The sequence below is a fragment of the Streptomyces sp. NPDC090741 genome (assembly GCF_044769045.1).
Classification (GTDB): domain Bacteria; phylum Actinomycetota; class Actinomycetes; order Streptomycetales; family Streptomycetaceae; genus Streptomyces.
In genome coordinates this window covers 313,991-333,575 of sequence record NZ_JBIVXF010000004.1, presented here as the reverse complement: position 1 = coordinate 333,575, position 19,585 = coordinate 313,991, and the positions used below count along the sequence as shown (strand labels likewise).

Annotated in this window: 19 protein-coding genes; 11 read left to right on the top strand and 8 right to left on the bottom strand. The window is 73.0% G+C overall.

Features of this window, described 5'->3' with window-relative positions; all coding sequences use genetic code 11:
• Positions 1-109 precede the first annotated feature (109 nt).
• The 4 genes from ACIQU4_RS13655 (at position 110) to ACIQU4_RS13640 (ending at position 4,180) form a co-directional block, all read left to right on the top strand.
• Positions 110-1,297 carry an amidohydrolase family protein gene (locus tag ACIQU4_RS13655; protein WP_403729074.1) on the top strand — a complete coding sequence of 396 codons (1,188 nt, stop codon included), beginning with the start codon at positions 110-112 and terminating at the stop codon, positions 1,295-1,297.
• Positions 1,297-2,460 (top strand): acyl-CoA dehydrogenase family protein, encoded by a 1,164-nt coding sequence (locus ACIQU4_RS13650; RefSeq protein WP_403729072.1) that lies wholly within the window; start codon positions 1,297-1,299, stop codon positions 2,458-2,460. The genes ACIQU4_RS13655 and ACIQU4_RS13650 overlap by 1 nt, the downstream gene beginning before the upstream one ends.
• Positions 2,461-2,465: 5 nt before the next feature.
• On the top strand, positions 2,466-3,401 hold the full coding sequence (locus tag ACIQU4_RS13645; RefSeq protein WP_403729069.1) for an acyl-CoA dehydrogenase family protein: 936 nt from the start codon (positions 2,466-2,468) through the stop codon (positions 3,399-3,401).
• A gap of 344 nt (positions 3,402-3,745) precedes the next feature.
• Positions 3,746-4,180, top strand: a complete 435-nt coding sequence (locus ACIQU4_RS13640; protein WP_385590297.1) for an ATP-binding protein — start codon at positions 3,746-3,748, stop codon at positions 4,178-4,180.
• A gap of 170 nt (positions 4,181-4,350) precedes the next feature.
• Here the strand turns inward: ACIQU4_RS13640 and ACIQU4_RS13635 are convergent, their stop codons facing one another.
• Together ACIQU4_RS13635 and ACIQU4_RS13630 are read right to left on the bottom strand one after the other, a co-directional pair.
• Positions 4,351-5,007: a response regulator gene (locus tag ACIQU4_RS13635; protein WP_403729066.1), complete on the bottom strand. Its 657-nt coding sequence runs from the start codon at positions 5,005-5,007 to the stop codon at positions 4,351-4,353.
• A complete protein-coding gene (locus ACIQU4_RS13630) occupies positions 5,004-6,221 on the bottom strand; it encodes a sensor histidine kinase (protein WP_403729064.1) in 1,218 nt (405 codons plus the stop codon). The genes ACIQU4_RS13635 and ACIQU4_RS13630 overlap by 4 nt, the downstream gene beginning before the upstream one ends.
• Before the next feature lie 149 nt (positions 6,222-6,370).
• On the opposite strand from ACIQU4_RS13630, the gene ACIQU4_RS13625 reads away from it, so the two are divergent.
• Positions 6,371-6,964 carry a hypothetical protein gene (locus ACIQU4_RS13625; RefSeq protein WP_403729061.1) on the top strand — a complete coding sequence of 198 codons (594 nt, stop codon included), beginning with the start codon at positions 6,371-6,373 and terminating at the stop codon, positions 6,962-6,964.
• A 309-nt stretch (positions 6,965-7,273) separates the two neighbouring features.
• Here ACIQU4_RS13625 and ACIQU4_RS13620 read toward each other — a convergent pair whose 3' ends face one another.
• Both ACIQU4_RS13620 and ACIQU4_RS13615 read right to left on the bottom strand, forming a co-directional pair.
• The gene (locus tag ACIQU4_RS13620) at positions 7,274-8,071 is read right to left on the bottom strand and encodes a VOC family protein (RefSeq protein ID WP_403729623.1); all 798 of its coding nucleotides are present in this window, start codon (positions 8,069-8,071) and stop codon (positions 7,274-7,276) included.
• 98 nt (positions 8,072-8,169) lie between these two features.
• A complete protein-coding gene (locus ACIQU4_RS13615) occupies positions 8,170-9,096 on the bottom strand; it encodes a cyclase family protein (RefSeq protein ID WP_403729620.1) in 927 nt (308 codons plus the stop codon).
• Positions 9,097-9,215: 119 nt separating this feature from the next.
• On the opposite strand from ACIQU4_RS13615, the gene ACIQU4_RS13610 reads away from it, so the two are divergent.
• From ACIQU4_RS13610 to ACIQU4_RS13595, 4 genes are all read left to right on the top strand, one after another.
• A complete protein-coding gene (locus ACIQU4_RS13610; RefSeq protein ID WP_403729059.1) occupies positions 9,216-10,136 on the top strand; it encodes an SDR family NAD(P)-dependent oxidoreductase in 921 nt (306 codons plus the stop codon).
• A gap of 14 nt (positions 10,137-10,150) precedes the next feature.
• Complete coding sequence (locus ACIQU4_RS13605) at positions 10,151-11,371, top strand: acyl-CoA dehydrogenase family protein (protein ID WP_403729056.1); 1,221 nt, start codon at positions 10,151-10,153, stop codon at positions 11,369-11,371.
• A complete protein-coding gene (locus tag ACIQU4_RS13600) occupies positions 11,368-12,435 on the top strand; it encodes a Zn-dependent alcohol dehydrogenase (RefSeq protein ID WP_403729053.1) in 1,068 nt (355 codons plus the stop codon). The genes ACIQU4_RS13605 and ACIQU4_RS13600 overlap by 4 nt, the downstream gene beginning before the upstream one ends.
• Before the next feature lie 89 nt (positions 12,436-12,524).
• Positions 12,525-12,722, top strand: coding sequence for a hypothetical protein (locus ACIQU4_RS13595; RefSeq protein WP_403729051.1), 198 nt, complete (start codon positions 12,525-12,527; stop codon positions 12,720-12,722).
• Positions 12,723-12,790: 68 nt separating this feature from the next.
• Here ACIQU4_RS13595 and ACIQU4_RS13590 read toward each other — a convergent pair whose 3' ends face one another.
• A complete protein-coding gene (locus tag ACIQU4_RS13590; RefSeq protein ID WP_403729617.1) occupies positions 12,791-13,414 on the bottom strand; it encodes a flavin reductase family protein in 624 nt (207 codons plus the stop codon).
• A 128-nt stretch (positions 13,415-13,542) separates the two neighbouring features.
• On the opposite strand from ACIQU4_RS13590, the gene ACIQU4_RS13585 reads away from it, so the two are divergent.
• Positions 13,543-13,851, top strand: coding sequence for a hypothetical protein (locus ACIQU4_RS13585; RefSeq protein WP_403729049.1), 309 nt, complete (start codon positions 13,543-13,545; stop codon positions 13,849-13,851).
• Positions 13,852-14,014: 163 nt separating this feature from the next.
• Positions 14,015-14,809, top strand: a complete 795-nt coding sequence (locus ACIQU4_RS13580) for a VOC family protein (protein ID WP_403729046.1) — start codon at positions 14,015-14,017, stop codon at positions 14,807-14,809.
• A gap of 15 nt (positions 14,810-14,824) precedes the next feature.
• Here ACIQU4_RS13580 and ACIQU4_RS13575 read toward each other — a convergent pair whose 3' ends face one another.
• From ACIQU4_RS13575 to ACIQU4_RS13565, 3 genes are all read right to left on the bottom strand, one after another.
• Positions 14,825-15,625, bottom strand: coding sequence for an enoyl-CoA hydratase/isomerase family protein (locus ACIQU4_RS13575; protein ID WP_403729043.1), 801 nt, complete (start codon positions 15,623-15,625; stop codon positions 14,825-14,827).
• Positions 15,626-15,851: 226 nt separating this feature from the next.
• Positions 15,852-18,086: an acetate--CoA ligase family protein gene (locus ACIQU4_RS13570; protein WP_403729040.1), complete on the bottom strand. Its 2,235-nt coding sequence runs from the start codon at positions 18,084-18,086 to the stop codon at positions 15,852-15,854.
• 224 nt (positions 18,087-18,310) lie between these two features.
• The gene (locus ACIQU4_RS13565) at positions 18,311-19,522 is read right to left on the bottom strand and encodes a flavin-containing monooxygenase (RefSeq protein ID WP_403729037.1); all 1,212 of its coding nucleotides are present in this window, start codon (positions 19,520-19,522) and stop codon (positions 18,311-18,313) included.
• Positions 19,523-19,585: the final 63 nt, after the last annotated feature.

Here is a 19,585-nt window from a genome sequence, read left to right as displayed (position 1 = left end):
GGTCCAGGGGTGGCGGAGCTAGCTTGGTGGCGAAATCATTTCTGACGATCCATCAGATTCGCGTTCGGATTCAGTCGGGCGTTCATCCGGCTTGCGGCGAGGGGAAACCATGGAACTGCCTCGGATCATCAGCGTCGACGACCACGTCATCGAACCCGCGCACCTCTTCGACGTCTGGCTGCCGGCCAAGTACCGCGACCGCGGGCCCAAGGCGCTCACCGCCGGGATCGGCGAGCTCCAGTACACCGGCGGCAAGTACGTGATCTCCATGGACCCCGACGGCCCGCCGACCGACTGGTGGATCTACGAGGACCTGAAGTTCCCGTACAAGCGCAACATCGCAGCCGTCGGCTTCGACCGCGACGACATGACCCTGGAGGGCATCACCCGCGAGGAGATGCGGCGCGGCTGCTGGGACCCGAAGGCGCGCCTCGCCGACATGGACCTCAACCACGTCGAGGCCTCGCTCTGCTTCCCGACCTTCCCGCGCTTCTGCGGCCAGACCTTCGCGGAGGCCCACGACAAGGAGGTCGCCCTCGCCTGCGTGCGCGCGTACAACGACTGGATGGTCGAGGAGTGGTGCGGCGACAGCGGCGGCCGGCTCATCCCGCTCTGCATCATCCCGCTCTGGGACATCGACCTCGCCGTCGCCGAGATCCGGCGCAACGCCGCCCGCGGGGTGCGCGCCGTGACCTTCTCCGAGATCCCGACGTACCTGGGGCTGCCCTCCATCCACTCCGGCTACTGGGACCCCTTCTTCGCCGTCTGCCAGGAGACGGGCACGGTCGTCAACATGCACATCGGGTCCAGCTCCCAGATGCCCGCCGCCTCGCCCGACGCGCCGCCCGCAGTCCAGGCCTCGCTCAGCTTCAACAACGCCATGGCCTCGATGATGGACTTCCTGTTCAGTGGGGTGCTGGTGAAGTTCCCGACGCTGAAGCTGGCGTACAGCGAGGGCCAGATGGGCTGGATCCCGTACGCCCTCGAACGCGCCGACGACGTCTGGCGGGAGCACCGCGCCTGGGGCGGGGTCCGCGACCTCATCCCCGAGCCGCCGTCCACGTACTACTACCGGCAGATGTTCTGCTGCTTCTTCCGCGACAAGCACGGCATCGCCTCGCTCGACGTCGTCGGCCGCGACAACGCCACCTTCGAGACCGACTATCCGCACGTGGACTCGACGTTCCCGCACACCAAGGAGGTCGCCCTCGACCACGTGAAGGGCCTCGACCGGGAGACCGTCCACAAGCTGATGCGCGGCAACGCCATCCGCATGCTCGGCCTGGACCTCATCTGATGGATCTGACGTACACGCAGGAGGAGCAGGACTTCCGGGCCCGGCTGCGCGAGTGGCTCGGCAAGACCCTGCCCGAGCTGCCCGCCAAGCCGTCCCCCGACGACTGGCCCGGCCGGCGCGCGTACGACTGCGGCTGGCAGCGCAGGCTGTACGACGCCGGGTACGCCGGCCTGCACTGGCCCGTGGACGCGGGCGGGCGCGGGGCCACCCCTACCCAGCACCTGATCTTCCTGGAGGAGACCGAGCGCGCCGGCGCCCCGTACGTCGGCGCCAACTTCGTCGGACTCCTGCACGCAGGCCCGACCATCGCCGCCGAGGGCACGGCCGCGCAGCGGGCGCGCTGGCTGCCGCCCGTACTGCGCGGGGACGAGGTGTGGTGCCAGGGGTTCAGCGAGCCCGACGCGGGCTCCGACCTGGCCGCGCTGCGCACGCGCGCCGTGCGCGACGGCGAGGACTACGTGATCACCGGGTCGAAGATCTGGACCTCGCACGCGGAGGTCGCCGACTGGTGCGAGCTGCTCGTACGGACGGATCCCATCAGCGCGGAGACCCCCAAGCACCGCGGGATCTCCTGGCTGGCCATGCCCATGGACGCGCCCGGGATCACCGTCCGGCCGCTGCGCACCCTCGCCGGATCGACCGAGTTCGCGGAGGTGTTCCTCGACGAGGTCCGGGTGCCCGTCGCGAACCGGGTCGGGGAGGAGAACGACGGCTGGCGCGTCACCATGGTCACCCTCTCCTTCGAGCGGGGGACGGCCTTCGTCGGCGAGGTCGTGGCCTGCCGCCGCACCCTGGGCGAGCTCGCGCGCACCGCGAGGGCGAACGGCCGCTGGGACGATCCGGTGCTGCGGCGCCGGCTCGGGCGGCTGTACGGGGAGTTCGGCGCGCTGTGGCGGCTCACCCAGTGGAACGTCAGCGAGTCCGAGGCCTCGGGCGGGGTGCCGGGCGTCGGCGGTTCCGTCTTCAAGCTCGCCTACTCGCACGCGCGCCAGGAGCTGTACGACACCGTCGCCGAGGTGCTGGGCGCCGACTCCCTCGCGCTGGACGGGGAATGGGCCCTGGACCGGCTCTCGTCCCTCTCGTACACGATCGCGGCGGGCACCTCGCAGATCCAGCGGAACATCGTCGCCGAGCGGATACTCGGCCTCCCGAAGGGCCGGTGAGGGCCGTGGACTTCCGGTTGACGGACGAGCAGCGCGACCTGCGGGCCGGTGTACGGGAGCTGCTGGCGGGCCGGTACGGGCGCGAGGCGCTGCGGGCCTCGGTGGACGCGGGCGGGGCCCTGGACCGGGGGCTGTGGCGGGAGCTCGGCGAGGCCGGGTTCTTCGCGCTGCGGCTCCCGGAGGCGCGGGGCGGGGTCGGGCTGGGGCTGCCCGAGGCGGTCCTCGTCTTCGAGGAGGCGGGCCGGGCGCTGCTGCCGGGGCCGCTGGTCGCCACGCACCTGGCGGCGGGAACGGTCGCGGGGGCGGCGGAGGGGCGGGCGGTGGTCACGGCGTTCGACCTGGGCGGGTCGCTGGTGGCCCACCTCGGCGAGGCGGACGCGGTGCTCGCCGCGCCGTTGCTCCTTTCGGGTGAGCCGGTGCCCTCGGCGGACCCGCTCACCCCGCTGTACCGGGTGGCTTCGCGGGCGGCCGGCGGGGAGGCGTACCGCGACGAGGGCGCGCTGCTGACGGCCGCCCTCCAGGTCGGCAGCGCACTGCGCACGGTGGAGCTGGCGGTGCGGTACGGGCGCGAGCGCGAGCAGTTCGGGCAGCCGATCGGAGCGTTCCAGGCGGTCAAGCACCTGTGCGCGCAGATGCTGGTGCGGGCGGAGGTGGCCCGTACGGCGCTCTACGCGGCGGCGGTGACGGCGGACCCGGCGGAGGTGGCCGGGGCCAAGCTGCTGGCCGACGAGGCCGCCGTACGCAATGCCCGCGACTGCCTCCAGGTGCACGGCGGCATGGGGTTCACGTGGGAGGCGGACGTGCACCTGCACCTCAAGCGGGCCTGGGTGCGCGCCGAGCAGTGGCGGACGGCGGGGGAGGCGGAGGAGCTGCTGGCGGCCGAGCTGGCGGCCGGGCCGGCGGCCGGGCCGGCGGCCGGGCCGGCAGCGGCTTCGACGTAGCTCCCTGTCACGAAACGGGGCGGGACGGGAGCGCGACGGGGCACGGTCGGGACAGCCCGGGACGCATGTCCGATTACAGAGAGTTGATATCGGTTTGTGTCCTTGGCCCGGCTCATTGCGGCCCGGACTCCAGGGCCTGCTCCGGTACGCTCCCGGGAATGCGAGCGGCCCAGCAGCGCGAGCGACGCGCAGTATGCACCACGCCTACTCCTTCGCGCTGGAATATGCCCGAAGCGCTTGTTGTGGTGACTGTATGTCAACCATGCTGCTTCGTAAGGGGATCACACTCGGTGATCCCATCCTGTCGCGAGGCGAAGTGTCCGCCGGTTCGGATGGTGTGAGCGGTGCAGGTGCTTCAGGTACAGCTGGAGGTAGGACCGGACCCCGCCGAGGTCGGCCGGGCCCGCCGCTGGGCGCGGTCCCGGCTGGCGGGGTCGGGCATAGGGGACGACGAACCGCTCGCCGAGACGCTGATCCTGCTGATCTCCGAGCTGGTCACCAACGCGGTCGTGCACACCGGCTGTCCGGCCGTCCTGCGGATGCTCTTCGGGGAGCCGGGCGTACGGGTCGAGGTCGCCGACGCCAGCGCCCGCGGCCCGGCCCGCCGGCAGGCCGCCGGGGACGACACGGGCGGGCGCGGGCTGGAGCTGGTGGACGGACTGGCCGACCGCTGGGGGTGGCAGCGCGAGGGTGCGGGCAAACGGATCTGGTGCGAGATCGACCGCGCCGACAAGCCCGCGGACTGTCGGTCGACGTGGGAACCGCGCGTGTACCTCTAACGAGGTGTTGACGGTTCGTCAACTGTTGATCACCCTTGTACTGAGCGATTCGTCGCGAGGGGACGCCAAGGGCAGACCTTGACGAGTGCGGGTCGTGGGGTGGCGGCTTGCCGTGCCGCGCTCGGGGCGTGCACGACCGTACGCCGCCACCCGCTGGTTCTCGTGCGGCCCTACCGGGGCGGCGTGACCAGGCCCATTTCGTAGGCCTTGATCACCAGTTGCACCCGGTCCCGGGCGTCCAGTTTCGTCAGCAGCCGGGCCACGTGCGATTTCGTCGTCGCCACCGTGATGAACAGGTCCTGCGCGATCTCGCTGTTCGACCGGCCCCGCCCCACCAGGGTCAGCACCTCCTGCTCCCGGCCCGTGATCGCCGGGACGCGCTCGGGGGCGGGCGCCGGGCCCGCGACGAAGTCGGCTATCAGGCGGCGCGTGACGCCCGGCGCGATGAGGGCGTCGCCCGCCGCGACCACGCGGACGGCGGCGAGGATGTCGTCCAGCGCCATGTCCTTCACGGCGAAACCGCTGGCACCGGCGCGCAGCGCCCCGTACACGTGCTCGTCCTCGTCGAAGGTGGTCAGGATCAGCACGCGGGCGCCGGCGGGGTCGACGGCCGTGAGCCGGCGGGTGGCCTCGATGCCGTCCATCTCCGGCATCCGTATGTCCATCACCACCACGTCGGGGGCGAGCTCGGCGCTCATGCGGACCGCCTCGGCGCCGTTCGCGGCCTCGCCCACCACCTCCAGGTCCGGGGTGTCGGCCATCAGGACGCGCAGCCCCGAGCGGACCAGGGGCTGGTCGTCGGCGAGCAGGACGCGGATGCCGCTCATTCCTTCTCCTTCCGTTCCTGCGGTGCGGGTTGCTCCGGCTGTGCCAGGGGGAGGGCCGCCGTGACGCGGAAGCCTCCGCCGTCGCGGGCTCCGGTCTCGAAGCGGCCGTTCAGCAGGGCGATGCGCTCCCGCATGCCCGTGAGGCCGAACCCGGGGCCGGGCGCGGCGCCTTCCGGGAGGCCGCACCCGTCGTCGGTGATCTCCAGGGCCAGTTCGTCCCGTCCGTACGCGATCTCCACCCGGCAGCCGTCGGCGCGCGCGTGCCGGACCACGTTGGTCAGCGCCTCCTGCACGATGCGGAACGCGGCCAGCTCGATGTCGCCGGGCAGCGGCCGTCGCTCCCCCGACCACACCACGTCCACCCGTACGCCCGTATCGCCCGCGGTGGCCGCGGCGAGCCGGTCGACGCCGTCCAGGCCCGGCGCGGGCGCCAGCGACGCGGGCTCCAGTGACGCGGGCTCGCTGCGGCGCAGGGCGACCAGCGTGCGGCGCAGCCCCGCGAGGGTCTCGCGGCTGGTGGCCTCGATGGCCCGGAGCGCCTCGCGGGCCTGTGCGGGCTGCGTCTCGATGACCCGGCTGCCGACACCGGCCTGGATGGCGATGACGCCGATGCTGTGGGCGACCATGTCGTGCAACTCGCGGGCGATGCGCAGCCGCTCGTCGGTCAGGGCCTGTTCGGTGGCCCGGGCCTGCGCCTGCGCGGCGGCCTCGCGGCCGCGCCGTACGGAGTCGCCCATCAGCCAGGCGAGGACGACGATCGGCAGCTGGCTCTGGGTGAGGACGCGGGCGGAGCCGGTCCCCGCGGGCAGAGCGAACTGGGCGGTGAGCAGCAGCAGGACGGTGATGCTCACGGCCGACAGGGTCACCCGGCGCGAGCGGGTGGCCGCGACCGCGCCGAGCGCCACCGCGGCGGGCAGCACCGTGACGAGGGTGAGCTCGGGGCTCTGGCCGAGGAAGAGCACCAGGTACGTGCCGAGGAGCATCAGGGCGAGGGTGGTGAGCGGCGCCCGCCGCACCAGGAGGGCGCCGGTCAGCGCGAAGACGATCGCGAGGAGCGGCCCCACTTCGAAGATCCGGTCCCCGACGCCGAGGGGGACGCGGAACGCGAGGTTCCACAGTACGAGGGTGCCGAGCGCGGCGCCCGTCCAAAGGGCCGCGACCCGCCACCGAAAGGCCGGCCGACCCCCGCCCACCTGCCCTGATGAGATGTCCATGCCGCGACCCTAACGGCCGTCCCGGGTACGGACATCGGCCTGCGGGATGCATCCCGCAGGGGGGTGTGGGGGCCGGTGGTAACGCGGCATTCCGCTTCGAGGACAATTGGGGACGCACTCGACGTTACTGAGCAGTAGGAGCAAGCGCGTTGAACCAGGACAGGCGCCGCCAGGCCGAGGACTTCCTGCAGCCCGACGAGCAGTTGATCGCCGTATGTGCCTGCGAACCGGGTCCGGGCGTGCCGAGCCCGCCGGAGGACCTGCTCGCGCCGCCGGAGCCGGCGGCGCTCGGCCGGCGGATCGAGGAGAAGCTCCCGCGCCCCCTCCAGCAGTTCTTCAAGGCCCGCGCGCACGACGAACGCCGGGACGCCCCGGCGGCGGCCGACCGGCGCCCGGACCCGGCGGATGGCACGGGGATGGAGGGTGGCTGGCAGAGCGCGGCCGGCCGGTTCCTGATCGGCCGGGCCAACGCGCGGGGCTCGGCGACGGACGTCCTCGTCGTGACGGACCGGCGCTGGTTCGGCCTGACGGACGTCTCGCCGCTGTGGCAGTCGACGCCCACGATGAAGCAGTTCTGGGAGGTCCCGCGGTCGGCGGTCACGGTCGTCCGCGCGAACGCGACGGGCCTGCACCAGAAGGGCCGTATGCACATCGAGTTCGCCGACCTCTCCTGGGTCGCCGTAGTGGCCCAGACCCCCGCCGAGGCCCCCGCCTTCGCGGCAGCCGCCGCCCGCTACCGCTGAGTCCCGGCCGGGCCCCGGCTCCGGTCGGGCGCACGCGGGCTCGGGCGGAGCCCGAGGGGCGCCGGGTGCGCCCCCCCCGACGTACCCGAGACCGCGAACACCCAGCGCAACTGGCGGTTCTGCGACAAGTGCTTCGTGATGTTCTGGTACGGCGCGCCCAGCGCCGGCCACTGCCCCACCGGCGACGGCCACCGCATGGCCGGCTACGACTTCGTCCTGCCCTACCTGTAGGCGCCCCGGACCCGGGTTCGGGTCCGGGGCGGGTCCGTTGCCCCGGCCGGCGGGGGGCCGGGGCAACGGTGGGTGTGTCTATTCGGGGCGTTCCGGTGCGGTTGCGGTGATCACGGCGAAGGTGCCGCCCTGGGGGTCGGCGAGGACCGCCATCCGGCCGGCCGCCATGTCGAACGCAGGGGCCTTGACGCTGCCGCCGGCCCGGACCAGGGCCGCCTGGATGCTGTCCACGTCATCGACGTGGAAGTACGGCAGCCAGTGCGGCGGAACCTCGGCCGGCAGCGCGGCGAGGTCCATCATCCCGCCGACCGCGCGACCGCCGACCTTGAACTCCGTGTACCCCTCGGCGCCCGGCATCTGCGACTTCTCCGTGCTGATCGGCAGCACGGCGGAGTAGAACGCGGCGGCGGCGTCGGTGTCGCCGGTGCTCAGCTCGTTCCAGATCAGCGCGCCGTGCTCGTTGACGATGCCCGCCCCCGCGAAGGTGCCGTACTGCCAGAGGCCGACGGCGGCGCCGGTCGGGTCGGTGATGACGGCCATCCGCCCGAGGTCCATGACGTCCATCGGGCCCATCATCACGCTGCCGCCCGCGTCGGTGACCGACTTGAGGGTGGAGTCGATGCCGTCTGTGGCCAGGTACGTGGTCCACACGGTCGGCGGCATCGGGTCCGGCACCGTCCCGTCCGGGTTGGAGGCGCGCATGATCCCGGCCACCGGCTTGCCCTTGAGGGTGCAGACGGAGTAGCCGCCGGTCTCCGCCGGGCCGACCTCGCCCTGCCAGCCGAAGAGGTCGCGGTAGAAGTCGAGGGCGGCCTGCTGGTCGGGGACCATCAGGTCGATCCAGCAGGGGGTGCCGGACATGTAGGGACCGTTCATTTCGGGCACGGAGGCCTCCGGGGCTGGCGACGAGGGGTTGGACGGCCCCTCCCTACCCCGCGCCCGGCGGCCGAATCGGGCTGTACGGCTGAATGCGCTCAGAGGACGGCCACCGGGGCGACCGGGGTGCCCACGCCGCCGACGAAGGGCTCCGCCATGGCCGACAGCAGGAAGCTGTAACGGTTCTCTTCTGCACAGGCTGTGGACAACCTTTCGAGGTTCCAGTTCTGGCCCTGGTGCATGCCCATCTCCACCAGGTCCAGCGCGTGCACCGGCAGCCACAGGTTCTCGATCTCCGGCGGGAAGATCTCGAAGGTCAGGGTGTCATTGGCGACGGCCGCCACGTCCCGCGCGTGGAACCACTCCGGCGTACGGACGGACAGCCCGGGTGAGGGGAAGCCGTAGCCGTGCTTGTCCCCCGCCAGGTAGACCTGGATCTGGCCGGTGCGGACCAGGACGATGTCGCCCGCCCGGACGGTGACCCCGCCGAACTCCTCCGCCTCCGCCAGGTCCTCGGGGGTCACCGGGTGGCTCCCCGGCAGCCGGTCCAGGCCCTTCGCGCGGGCCACGTCCAGCAGGACCCCCCGCGAGACGATGGGGGTGGCCTTGTCGATGCCGCTGAACTCGGCGCGCGCGTGTGCGGTGATCGTGGACGCGGGACGGCCGTTGTAGATGCGGCCCGAGTGCGAGACGTGCGTCAGGGCGTCCCAGTGGGTGGCCGACTGGAGGCCCATCGTCACGGCGTCGTCGCTGCACGCCACCGTGCCCGGCCCGAAGAGCTCCTGGTTGATCTGCACCATCGTGTGCAGCGGGTTGACCCGCCCGGGGATCAGCCCCGCCTGCACCCCGTCCTCCTTCAGGGGGAGCGCAAGGGGGATGCGCAGACCGGTGCGGACCTCGGCGGCAGCCGCCCGCACCACCTCCGCCGTGATCAGGTTCAGGGTGCCGATCTCGTCGTCGGCGCCCCAGCGCCCCCAGTTGTTGATGCGCTTGGCGATGTCGTGGAACTCGGCGGGCAGGGTCATGGCTTCCATCAGCTCCTGGGGTGCGCTGGGGCAACTGAGGCCGACTAGGGCTTGTGCCTTGGCATCTGACTGGTCATAGAATCTAACGGACCGTCAGAAAGCGCGGGAAGGGGTCGGGCGTGGGGAACTTCTTGGCCGGCAAGGTCGTGGCCGTCACCGGCGCGGGCCGGGGCATCGGGCGGGCCGTGGCACTCGCGGCGGCCGCCGAGGGCGCCAAGGTCGTCGTCAACGACTACGGCGTCGGCATCGAGGGCGGGGAGCCGACGAGCGAGATCGCCGACGGCGTGGTGAAGGAGATCCAGGCCGCCGGCGGCGAGGCCGTCGCCGTCGCCGACGACATCTCGACCATGGCGGGCGGCCAGCGCATCGTCGACACCGCCCTCGCCCGGTACGGCCGTATCGACGGCGTCGTGTGCGTCGCCGGCATCCTGCGCGAGCGGATGCTGTTCAACATGTCCGAGGAGGAATGGGACCCGGTCGTCGCCACCCACCTCAAGGGCACCTTCACCGTCTTCCGCGCCGCCTCCGCCGTCATGCGCCGCCAGGGCTCCGGCACCCTCATCGGCTTCACCAGCGGCAACCACCAGGGCTCCGTCGCCCAGGCCAACTACAGCGCCGCCAAGGGCGGGATCATCTCCCTCGTCCGCTCCGCCGCGCTCGGGCTGGCCAAGTACGGGGTCACCGCCAACGCCGTCGCACCCGTCGCCCGTACCCGGATGTCGGCCAACGTGCCCATGGAGCTCAAGGAGATCGGCGAGCCCGAGGACGTCGCGGCGCTCGTCACCTACCTGCTCTCCGACAAGGCCGTCGCCGTCGGCGGCGAGAAGATCACCGGGCAGGTCTACACGATCGCCGGCCCGAAGATCGCAGTCTGGGCGCAGCCGCGCGAGCTGCGCGCCGGCTACGCCGAGGGGTCCTGGACCCCCGAGAAGATCGCCGACTTCCTGCCCGGGACGGTGGGCACCGACCCGATGCCGATGCTCGCGCAGCTGGAGGCCATGGCCAAGGCGGCGGCCGCCAAGGACCGCCCCAACGCGTAGGGAGCCCGGACGACATGGACTTCAGCTTCGGGGCCGGGGACGAGGAGCTGCGCGCCCGCGCCCGCGCATGGCTCACCGGGCACCTGGTGGGTCCGTACGCGGACGCCCTCGGCCTCGGCGGGCCGGGCAGTGAGCACGAGGGGGTCGAAGCCCGCCGCGCGTGGGAGCGCGAGCTGGGCCGGGGTGGCTGGATCGGCCAGGGCTGGGAGCTGCCGTCCGGGGCGTACGGGCAGCAGCGGCTCTCGCTGACCGGCCAGGTCGTCTGGGCCGAGGAGTACGCGGCGCTGCGCGCCCCCGGCCGGGTCGGCCACATCGGCGAGAACCTCCTCGCGCCGACCCTGATCGCGTACGGGACCCAGGAGCAGCGGGACCGCTTCCTGCCGGGCATCGCGCGCGGCGAGGAGCTGTGGTGCCAGGGGTACAGCGAGCCGGGAGCCGGCTCGGACCTCGCGGGGATCCGTACGACGGCGGTACGGGGCGCCGCGGGCGGTCTGCTGCGGGTCACCGGGCAGAAGGTCTGGACCTCGCTGGCCCAGGACGCCGACTGGTGCTTCGTCCTGGCCCGGACCGAGCCCGGCTCGCGGCGCCACCGCGGGCTGTCGTTCCTGCTCGTACGGATGGACCAGCCGGGGCGGGTCGAGGTCCGGCCGATCCGCCAGATGTCGGGGACGAGCGAGTTCAACGAGGTGTTCTTCGACGGGGCGGTGGCGGCGGAGGTCGTCGGCGGGGAGGGCAACGGCTGGACCGTGGCCATGGGGCTGCTCGCCCTGGAACGCGGGGTCTCGACGCTCGTCCAGCAGATCGGGTTCGCGGCGGAGCTGGAGCGGGTGGTGGGGGCGTACGTCTCCTCGGGAGGCGCGCGCGGGGCTTCGGGCGCCGGGGATCCCGTACTGCGCGAGCGCCTCGTACGGCAGTGGGCCGAGCTGCGCACGATGCGCTGGAACGCCCTGCGGACCCTCGGCTCCACCGACGACCCGGGCGCGCCGAGCGTGGCCAAGCTGCTGTGGGGCGGCTGGCACCGCCGGCTCGGCGAGCTGGCGGTGGCGGTCCGCGGAGCCGGGGCCTCGGCCGGGCCGGCGGACTGGGAGCCCGGGACCCCGTACGAACTCGGACTCGACGAGGAGCAGCGCCTGTTCCTGTTCACCCGCGCCGACACGATCTACGGCGGCTCGGACGAGATCCAGCGGAACATCATCGCCGAGCGCGTGCTCGGCCTGCCTAAGGAGTCCAGGTGAGAGGCGTCGTGTTCGACGGCAAGCAGGCCCAGGTGGTCGAGGATCTGGAGATCCGCGATCCGGGGCCGGGGGAGGTGCTGGTCGCGATCACGGCGGCCGGGCTGTGCCACAGCGACCTGTCGGTGATCGACGGGACGATACCGTTCCCGCCGCCGGTGGTCCTGGGGCACGAGGGCGCGGGCGTGGTGGAGGCGGTCGGGTCGGGTGTGACGCATGTGGCGCCGGGCGATCACGTCTCCCTGTCCACCCTCGCGAACTGCGGGGCCTGCGCGGACTGCGACCGGGGCCGGCCGACCATGTGCCGCAAGGCGATCGGGATGCCGGGGCAGCCGTTCTCGCGGGGCGGGAAACCGCTGTTCCAGTTCGCGTCCAACTCGGCCTTCGCCGAGCGGACCATCGTCAAGGCCGTCCAGGCGGTGAAGATCCCGGACGACATCCCGCTGACGTCGGCGGCGCTCATCGGCTGCGGTGTCCTGACCGGCGTGGGGGCCGTACTGAACCGGGCGCGGGTCGACCACGGCGAGTCGGTGGTCGTCATCGGCACGGGCGGCATCGGGCTGAACGTGATCCAGGGCGCGCGGATCGCGGGCGCGGGCACCATCGTGGCGGTGGACGCGAACCCGGCGAAGGAGGCCGTGGCCCGGCAGTTCGGGGCCACGCACTTCATCGACGCGTCGGCCGTCCCCGACTCCTCGGCGGCGGTGCGCGAGATCCTCCCGACGGGCGCGGACCACGCCTTCGAGTGCGTGGGCAACGTCAAGCTGATCCGCCAGGCCATCGACCTGCTGGACCGGCACGGGCAGGCGATCCTGCTCGGGGTCCCGGGGTTCAAGGAGGAGGCGTCGTTCATGGTCTCGTCCATGTACCTGGACAAGACCATCATGGGCTGCCGGTACGGCTCCTCCCGCCCGCAACGGGACATCGCCCTGTACGCGGAGCTCTACCGGCAGGGCAAGCTGCTGCTCGACGAACTCGTCACGGAGACCTACCCGATCGAGGACTTCGCGAAGGCCGTGGACGACGCCCAGCACGGCCGGGTGGCGCGTGGAGTGCTCACGTTCTGAGCCGCCCCGACCTCCTCTGCCCGACCTCCTTTGCCCGGCCGCACGGCCGTAGGACCGTGCGGCCGCGACCCCTCATGTCCACTCTGATCGTGACCGTCGGGCTGGCTTTCCTCGGCTACCTCGCCACCTATGCCAACGGGCTGCGCCTCGCGCAGCGGCAGGCCCGACTGGCCCGGGTGAACCAGCAGTTGAGCGAGTTCTACGGGCCGCTCTTCGCGCTGATGGAGACCAACCGTTCCCCGGCCGCGAGATGCGGGAGTACACGCGGGAGCGGTTCGCCCGGCTGAAGGCCGAGCAGTCCCGGCTGCTGGGGCGCCGGGCCGGTCGCTGAGGCAGGGTTCGGCCGCCGGCCGGTTCAGTCGGCGAGGCGGCCGAAGCGGCCCTTGTGGAAGAGGAGCGGGCCGTCCTCCCCGGCGGCGCCCATGGCCTCTACCCGGCCGACCACGATCAGGTGGTCCCCGCCGGTGTGCACGGCGTGGATGCGGCAGTCGATCCAGGCGGGCACGGCGTCGAGCTGCGGTGACCCCGTCACGGGGGCGGGGGTGTGCGCGACCCCGGCGAACTTGTCGGCGCCGCTGACGGCGAAGGCCCGGCACAGCCCGCCCTGCTCGGCGCCCAGGATGTTGACGCAGAACACCCCGGCGCGGGCGATCCGCGGCCAGGTGGTCGACGTACGGGCCACCATGAACGTCACCAGCGGCGGGTCGAGCGACAGCGAGGCGAAGGACTGGCAGGCGAATCCGGCCGGGCCGTCCTCGCCCGCCCCGGCCGGGGCGGTGATGACGGTGACCCCGCTGGCGAAGTGCCCGAGCACGGCCCGGAACTCGGCGGGGCCGACGGGTGCACGCTCGTCGTCGCCGACGGCCCGCAGATCGGGGCGCGGCAGCGCGTCGACGTGGCCGGCGTCCGGGTCCTGCTCCGGCGGGGCGGAGGTGGGGGAGCCGACTGACCTGAGGTATCGGACGACGGTGGCCGCCATCCCTGCGTGTCCCATCACGTCAACGATTGAAGCTGACGGTCCGTCAGATGGGAAGGGGTGCGGGCGGGTGACTCGGAAATGGGAAGGGTGTGTCGTCCCCATCGATTGAACGTGTTCAACTGCCGGCGATGGCGCTGACGCGGCCCCTGGGCAGCCCGTGGTGGGCGGTGCCCTGGACCGCCGTGATCGCCCTGCTCGTCTGCGGGGTCGGCGCGTTCCTCCAGGAGCGGACCGGGTTCACCGCGTACGAGCCGCCCCGGCTGGAGCGGGACCGGTACGTGGGGCAGCGGATCGGCGACGGGGGCGCGCGAAAGCTGCGGCTGAGCGAGAACGGTGAGGTGGTGGCCGGCACGGCCGAACGGCCGGAGCCGTTCTGCGGCATCGGCGATCCGGACGACCTCCACCCCCGCTACGCCGTCACCCTGCACCGCGTGTAGCGCGGGCCGGGTGGTGCGGGGCCGGGCGGGCCGGGCCGGGGTCGCACTGTTCGCCCGTACGGGTGAATCCATCGCCCCGCCGGGACCCGTACGGCGGACAGCCCCGAGGGAGGTCGGCATCGTGGCCCCCGGCCCGATCCACCCGTCCCCCAGGAGGACTCCCATGCTCGGCACCGACTTCCGTATCGGATCGCCCGTCTGGCTCGACCTCGGCAGCCCCGACACCGACGGCGCCGCCGCGTTCTACGGCGCCGTCTTCGGCTGGCAGTTCGTCTCCGCCGGGCCCGACGCCGGCGGGTACGGGTTCTTCCACGTGGACGGGAAGACCGTCGCCGCGCTCGGGCCGCTCACCGAGGAGGGCGCGCGTTCCGCCTGGATGATCCACTTCAAGGCCGAGGACATCCAGGCCACCGTCTCGGCCGTGCGGTCCGGCGGCGGGAAGATCCGCATGGAGCCCATGGACGTCATGGGCGAGGGCTGGCTCGCGCAGGCCACCGACCCGCAGGGCGCCGAGTTCGCGCTCTGGCAGCCCGGGAAGACCGCCGGGCTGGGGCTGGTCTCCGAGGAGAACACCCTGGTGTGGGCGGAGCTGCACGTACCCGACCCGGCCGCGGCCGTCACCTTCTACAACGGCGTCTTCGGCTGGCGCAGCCAGGACATGGAGGCGCCCGGGATGACGTACCGCGTGCTGAGCCTGAAGGACGGCGACCAGCAGCAGACCTCGTTCGGCGGGATCGCGCCCATGGGCGACGGCGCGGGCGGCGAAGGGGCCGAGAAGCCGCGCTGGGTGCCGTACTTCAACGTCGCGGACGTCGACGCCACCGTCTCCGCGGCGAGCGGGAACGGCGGGTCGGTGCTCATGCCCGCGGCGGACGTGCCCGACGTCGGCCGGATCGCGTGGGCGGCGGACCCGTCCGGCGCCGTGTTCGCCCTGCTGAAGCCGAACCCCCGGATGTGAGCCGCCGGTCGACGGCTACCGTCCGAGGTACTTGGGCGAGCGGCGCTCCACGAAGCTCGCCACGCCCTCGTTCGCGTCGGCGGTGGTCATGTTGATCTCCTGAGCGGTGGCCTCGGCGGCCAGCGCGGCCGCCCGGCCACCGTCCAGGGAGGCGTTGACCAGCTGCTTGGTCAGGGCGAGGGCGCGGGTCGGGCCCTGCGCGAGACGCTCCGCCCACTCCCGGGCGGCGGCCTCCAACTCCTCGCCCGGGACCACCCGGTTGACCAGGCCGAGCCGCTCGGCCTCGGCCGCCGGGACGGCGTCGCCGAAGAACATCAGCTCCTTGGCCTTCTGCGGGCCGACGAGGCGCGGGAGCAGGTACGCGCCGCCGCCGTCGGGGACCAGGCCGCGGCGTACGAACACCTCGATGAAGCGGGCCGATTCGGCGGCGATGACGAGGTCGCAGGCGAGGGCGAGGTGGGCGCCGATGCCGGCGGCCGTGCCGTTGACGGCGGCGAGGACCGGCTTCTCGCAGTCGAGCACGGCGGTGATCAGGCGCTGCGCGCCGAGCCGGATCATGCGGACGACGTCGCCGGCGATGCGCTCGCCGCCGGCGCCGCCCGTTGAGGGTGAGCCGCGGAGGTCTGCGCCCGCGCAGAAGCCCTTGCCGGTGGCGGTGACGACGACGGCCCGCACGTCGGGGTCGGCGGATGCCTCGCCGAGCAGCCCGATGACCCGCTCGCGCTGGTCCCAGGTGACGGCGTTCATGGCCTCCGGCCGGTTGAGGGTGATCCACGAGACGCCGCTCTCGATGCGGTGCAGGACTTCGTCGGTCATGGGTTGAACTCCCGTTCGGTGGTGGTGGGGCGGGTGCGGGTAGCCGCTGCGCGGAGCCGCCTCCCCGCCCCGCCCTTTCTCCGTATCCCGGGGCAGCGGCCCCGGACCCCGCACAGGTGCGGCCCCGTTGTGGGGGCTCCGCCCCCGCGCCCCCGCGCCCCCGCGCCCCCGCGCCCCCGCGCCTCAACAACGCCGACGGGGCTGAAATGGCCCGCGCGGCGGCGGCTCAGCGGCAGATGGCGAGCGCGTCCAGCGCCACCGCCCCCTGCCCCCGCGGAAGCACCATCAGCGGGTTGATGTCCAGTTCCGACAGCACACCCCCCAGCTCCAGCGCCATCCGCTGCACCCGCAGCACGACCTCCACCAGCGCGTCCACGTCCGCCGGCGGCGCCCCCCGCACCCCCTCCAGCAGCGCATGCCCGCGCAGTTCGGTCAGCATCGCCCGCGCCTGGTCCTCGCCGAACGGCGGGACGCGTACCGCCGCGTCGTGCAGGACCTCCACCAGGACCCCGCCCAGGCCCACCGTCACCGTCGGGCCGAAGAGGTCGTCCTGGGTGACGCCGACGACCATCTCGACCCCACGCTCCACCATCTGGCAGACGAGGATGCCGTCCAGCGGGACGTTCTCGTAGCGGGCGATGTCCGTCAGCTCCCGGTACGCGTCCCGGATCTGGCTCGCCGAGGTCAGGCCGATCTTGACCAGGCCCAGCTCCGTCTTGTGCGCGAGCTGCGGTCCCGAGGCCTTCATCACCACCGGGTAGCCGACCAGCCCCGCCGCCCGTACCGCGGCCGCCGCGCTGGTCACGAGCTGCTCGCGGGGGACCCGTATCCCGTACGCCCGCAGCAGCTGCTTCGCCGCGTGCTCGCTGAGCTGCTGGCCCGGGCGCATGAGCGCCTGCGCCTTGCGGTACGAGGGGGACGGGGTCCGCGGCGCGTCCTCGAAGGGGGAGCGGTACGCGGCCGTGAACCGGTGGTGGCCGAGGTAGGCGCGGACGGCGGTGATGCAGTTGCCGAACGTACGGAACGTGGCCACGCGGGAGGAGCCGAGCAGGGTGGTGCGGTAGGCCTCCTCGGTGCCGACCGGAGAGCCCCAGATCACGCAGATGAGCTTGTCCGTGGCTTCCGCCGCGTCCGCCAGGTCCTGGGCGAGCTTGTCGCTCATCGGGGGGAAGGGGCCGGTGATCGGGCAGATCAGCACGCCCACCGCCGGGTCGGCGAGGATGGCGTCGATGATCTTGCGGCCGCGCCAGTCGCCGACCGGGTGACCGCCGTTGTCGACGGGGTTGGAGACGTTCAGGTACGGCGGTATCCACTGGTGCAGCTCGTCCTGCTTGGCCCGGGAGAGGGTGGGCAGGCTGAGCCCGGCCTCGGTCGCCAGGTCGGAGAAGTGGGCTCCGGTGCCACCGGAGATGGAGTACACGACCACCCCGTCGGCCAGCGGTTTGCGGGCCCGGGCGAGGAGGGCGGCGGTGTCCTGGAGCTCGTCCAGCCCGTCGACGCGGATGACGCCGAACTGGCGCATCGCGGCGTCGACGACGGTGTCGGCGCCGGTCAGCTTCCCGGTGTGGGAGGCGGCCATCCGGGCGCCGGTCTCGGTGCGGCCGACTTTGACGGCGACGACGGGGACGCCGTTGCGGGCGGCCCGGTCGGCGGCCAGGAGGAACTGGCGGCCGTCCTTGAGGCCCTCGACGTAGCAGGCGATGGCGCCGACCTCGGGCTGCTCGGCGAAGTAGGAGATGAAGTCGGAGGTTTCGAGGTCGGCCTCGTTGCCCGTGGGGGCCCAGTGGGAGAGCCGGATGCCCAGCTCCTGGAGGGTGTAGACGGGCCGGCCCTGGTGGCCGGACTGGGTGATCAGCGCGATCGCCGGGCCGTCGAGGTCCTCGCGGAACTTCTCGAAGGCGTTGAGGTTGGTGTTGGGGCCGAGGAGGCGCAGGCCCGACCGCCGGACGGCGGCGGCGAGCCGCTCCTGCGCGGCGGCGCCCGCGTCGCCGGTCTCGGCGAAGCCGGAGGCGAAGGCGACGGCGAACTTCACCTTGGCCTCCGCCAGTTCCTCGATCACGGGCAGCGGATCGCCGACGAGGAGGACGGCGAGGTCCACCTGCTCGGGCAGGTCGGCCACGGAGGCGTGGCAGGCCAGCCCGAAGACGGTGGGGCGGGTGGGGTGCACGGGGTGGATCCGGGCGCCGACGCGCTCCGCCCAGGCGATGAGCTGGCGGGTGATGCCGGTGTTCGGTCTGCCTTCGGCGTCGGAGGCGCCGATGACGGCCACGGACCCGGGCCGGAAGAACCGGTCGAGGTCGGGGACATCGGCGTGCAGGGGCCGTCCGCTGACGTCCACCGCGACCGCGTCCGCGGCGGACGGCGCCGCCGTGGAGTGGACGGCCGTCCTGGGGGTCTCCCCGCAGGCCTCGACACGTGCGCGGAAGTCGGTGGTGAAGGTGCCGTGAGTAGATCCAAGCATCGTTCCGCCCGCTCCTGCTCGATGAACCTCAATAACTGACGCGTAGTCAGATTACTGAACTGACGTGCCGTCAGGAACAGTGCTGCGCAGGAAAGCTGGTGGAGGTGGTGTGTGGAACGGTGACAGATACCGCCGGAAAGGGTCCAGGGCGCGTTTTCGGCCGCTCACGGGGTCGGTGAAGCCGGTGAAGTACAGGCCGGGGGCCCGGGCCTGAGCCCGGGCGGTCAGACGAGGGGGTCGACCGGGCGCAGGCCCGTGTCCGGGAGGGGGGTGGCCGGTGGCAGGCCGGTCCGGGGGCCGAGGTGGCGGGAGGCCGCCTTGGCGATCTTCTGTGCATCCAGGGCCATCTCGCGGAACATGCCGCTGATGGGGTTGGTGAAGCCGGTGAAGTACAGGCCCGGAGCCTGCGCGGGGGAGCGGGTGCCGTGCGTACGGGGGCGGCCGCGCCCGTCGAGTACGTCCAGATGCCCGACCAGGCCCTCCAGGCCGCGGCGGTATCCGGTGGCCGCGACCACCGCGTCCGGGGTGATGCGGGAGCCGTCGGCGAGAACCACGTCCGCGCCCTCGAACGAGACCACGGCGGCGACCGGTTCGACCCGGCCCGCGCGGACGGCGTCGATCAGGCCGACGTCCTGGACCGGGACCGCGCCCTCCTTGACCCTGCTGTAGAGGCCGGTGTCGGGGCGGGGGAGTCCGTACGCCGTCAGGTCGGGGACGGAGGCCTTGGCGATGAGCGCGCAGAGCCGGTCCACGAGCCGTACCGGCAGCCGCCGCACCAGGATCCCGCTGCGCTGCGCGGGCCAGCCCGCGGTGGAGCGGCGCACGATGTGCGGGGCGGTGCGCACGGCGAGCCGCACCCGGGCGGCCCCGCCCTCGACCAGGTCGACGGCTATCTCGGCGCCCGTGTTGCCGGTACCGACGACGAGCACGTCCCGGCCCTCGTACGGCGTGGCGTTGCGGTAGTCGCGGGCGTGCAGCAGCTGCCCGGTGTACGTGCCCCGGCCCGGCCAGTCGGGGAGCGCGGGCGTGTGGTTGAACCCGGTGGCGACGACGACGGCCCGGGCGTCGAGCACCCGCCCGCCGGTGGCGTGCAGCAGCCAGCCGTCCCCGCCGGGGGCGGGGTCGATCCGGGTCACCTCGACGCCGGTGACGAGCTCCAGCCCGTGGAACTCGGCGTACTTCTCCAGGTACCGCACCACGTTGTCCCGCGACACCCACCGCCCGAACCGGCGCGGCATGGCCAGCCCGGGGAGGGCGGAGAGCCGGCGGGTGGTGTGCAGGTGGAGCCGGTCGTAGTGCCCCCGCCAGGAGGTGGCGACGGCATCGGACTTCTCGACGACCACCGCGCGCACCCCGCGGGCGCGCAGCGCGGCGGCCGCGGCGAGGCCGCCGGGCCCGGCGCCGATCACGTAGACCGGGCGGGGCTGGGTGGACATGTCGGGGGGTGTGGAGACTCCGGGCATGAGGAGTGAGCGTATCGACACACAGCGTTGATGGGT